The 2,576-nt window shown below is 65.8% G+C and carries 2 protein-coding genes and 1 pseudogene; all 3 read left to right on the forward strand.

Going from position 1 to position 2,576, the window contains the following annotated elements:
* Positions 1-1,017: UDP-N-acetylglucosamine--N-acetylmuramyl-(pentapeptide) pyrophosphoryl-undecaprenol N-acetylglucosamine transferase (locus EN750_RS28615; RefSeq protein ID WP_145967993.1), on the forward strand; the 1,017-nt coding region annotated here is incomplete at its 5' end.
* A complete protein-coding gene (murC, locus tag EN750_RS28620) occupies positions 1,014-2,420 on the forward strand; it encodes a UDP-N-acetylmuramate--L-alanine ligase (protein WP_127398761.1) in 1,407 nt (468 codons plus the stop codon). The genes EN750_RS28615 and murC, both read left to right, overlap by 4 nt.
* Positions 2,417-2,576, forward strand: a pseudogene (locus EN750_RS41030) (UDP-N-acetylenolpyruvoylglucosamine reductase); the annotation flags it as partial. The gene murC and the pseudogene EN750_RS41030, both read left to right, overlap by 4 nt.

Genomic DNA, 2,576 nt, shown 5'->3' on the forward strand with positions numbered 1-2,576 from the left:
ACCGACGACCGTGCGGAGCGTTTCGCCGGCCATTTTCCGGCCGCCGCCGTCCACCCGATCCAGTCGGCGACGATGGGCTCGAAAAACCCTTTTGCCCTGCTTGGTGCCTTCTGGAAAATCTGGCGCGGCGTGCGCCAGGCTTCCGCCGTCATCGGCAGGATCAAGCCGGATGCCGTCGTCGGCTTCGGCGGCTATCCAACCTTGCCGCCGCTCTACGCGGCGACACGGCGCAAGGTGCCGACGCTGATCCATGAGCAGAACGCGGTGATGGGGCGCGCCAACCGGGCGCTGGCCGGCCGTGTCGATGCCATCGCCGGCGGCTTCCTGCCGCAGGACACCAGTGCTGCCGGTGTGAAGACGGTGACGACAGGCAATCCGGTCAGGCCGGCCGTGCTGGAAGCGGCCAGGATGAATTATGCGGCATCGACCGGGGAACAGCCGTTCCGCCTGCTGGTGTTCGGCGGCAGCCAGGGCGCCCAGTTCTTTTCCGATGCCGTGCCGGGAGCCATCGCGCTGCTTTCCGACGCACAGCGCAAGCGGCTGGTGATCACCCAACAAGCGCGCGCGGATGACGTGGCGCGGGTCAAGGCGGCCTATGCCGCGCTTGGCGTCGCCGTCGAGGTCTCGCCCTTCTTCACCGACATGGCGCAGCGCATGGCGGCTGCGCACCTGGTGATCTCGCGCTCCGGCGCCTCGACCGTCTCGGAGATCGCCGTCATCGGCCGGCCGGCGCTGCTGGTGCCTTACCCCTATGCGCTCGACCACGATCAGGCGGCGAACGCGGCGGCCCTTGCCGCTGCCGGCGGCGGCGAAGTGCATCCGCAATCCTCGCTCTCGTCCGAACGCATCGCAGCGCTCATCGGCGAGCTGATGGAAGACCCCGATCGGCTGACGGTGATGGCGGCGGGTGCGAAATCGGCCGGGAGGCCGGACGCGGCACGGTTGCTCGCTGATCTTACAGAGGCTATTGCGTCCAAAAAAACCGTTTCGGATTTCAGGAAGGGGACGCAAGCATGAAGATGCCGCAGACCATCGGCCTTGTGCATTTCATCGGCATTGGCGGCATCGGCATGAGCGGCATTGCCGAAGTGCTGCACAATCTCGGCTACAAGGTGCAAGGGTCCGACCAGGCCGAAAGCGCCAATGTGCAGCGGCTGCGCGACAAGGGCATCGAATGCTTCGTCGGCCATAGGGCCGAAAATCTCGGTGACGCCGAGGTGGTGGTCGTCTCGACGGCGATCAAGAAATCCAATCCGGAGCTGAAGGCCGCGCGCGAAAAGCTGCTGCCGATCGTGCGCCGGGCCGAAATGCTGGCCGAGCTGATGCGCTTTCGCCAGGCGGTGGCGATCGGCGGCACGCATGGCAAGACAACGACGACCTCGATGGTGGCGACCTTGCTCGATGCCGGCGGGCTCGATCCGACCGTCATCAATGGCGGCATCATCAATGCCTATGGCACCAATGCCCGCATGGGCGACGGCGAATGGATGGTGGTCGAGGCCGACGAAAGCGACGGCACTTTCCTGAAACTGCCGGCCGAGATCGCGGTCGTCACCAACATCGATCCCGAGCATCTCGATCACTATGGCAGCTTCGACAAGGTGCGCGAGGCGTTCCGCCAGTTCGTCGAGAACGTGCCGTTCTATGGTTTTGGCGTGATGTGCACCGATCACCCCGAGGTGCAGGCACTGGTCAGCCGCATCGAGGACCGCCGGGTCATCACCTATGGCGAGAATGCGCAGGCCGACGTGCGCTTTACCAATCACCGCATGGCAGGTGCCATTTCGGAATTCGACGTGGTGATCCGCGACCGCAAGACAGGCGGCCAGACTGTCATAGCAGGCCTGCGCCTGCCGATGCCCGGCCGCCACAACGTCTCCAACGCGACGGCAGCGATCGCGGTCGCGCATGAGCTCGGCCTGTCGGCCGAGGCGATCAAGAAGGGCCTGTCGTCCTTCGCCGGCGTCAAGCGCCGCTTCACCCATACCGGTTCGTGGGACGGCGTCGAAATATTCGACGATTACGGCCACCATCCGGTCGAGATCTCGGCGGTGCTGAAGGCGGCGCGCAGCGCCACCCAAGGTCGCGTCATCGCCGTTGCCCAGCCGCACCGCTTCACCCGGCTGCATGATCTGTTCAACGAGTTTTCCACCTGCTTCAACGACGCCGACACGGTGATGGTGGCGCCGGTGTACGCGGCCGGCGAAGAGCCGATCGACGGCGTCAGCTCGGACGCGCTGGTGTCGCGCATCCGCGCCGGCGGCCATCGCGACGCACGCTACATCGAGGGGCCGGCGGCGATCGCGCCCGTCATCCGTGATCTGGCAAAGCCGGGTGACTTCGTCGTCTTCCTGGGCGCCGGCAACATCACCCAATGGGCCTATGCATTGCCCAAGGAGCTTGGCGGGACCGTCTCATGATGCACGGCCAGGCCCTGATCGACAGACTGGGCGACCGGCTTGCCGGCCTGCGCGGCCGCCTGACGCCGAACGCCGAGATGGACAAGATCACCTGGTTCCGTGCAGGGGGTCTGGCTGAGGTGCTGTTCCAGCCGGCCGACGAGGAAGATCTTGCAG

This window comes from Mesorhizobium sp. M7A.F.Ca.ET.027.03.2.1, from assembly GCF_003999175.1.
Lineage (GTDB): Bacteria > Pseudomonadota > Alphaproteobacteria > Rhizobiales > Rhizobiaceae > Mesorhizobium.

Bases quoted from the DNA above. Each gene is read 5' to 3' on its own strand.
- murC (WP_127398761.1), top strand. From the start codon at position 1,014: ATGAAGATGCCGCAGACCATCGGCCTTGTGCATTTCATCGGCATTGGC.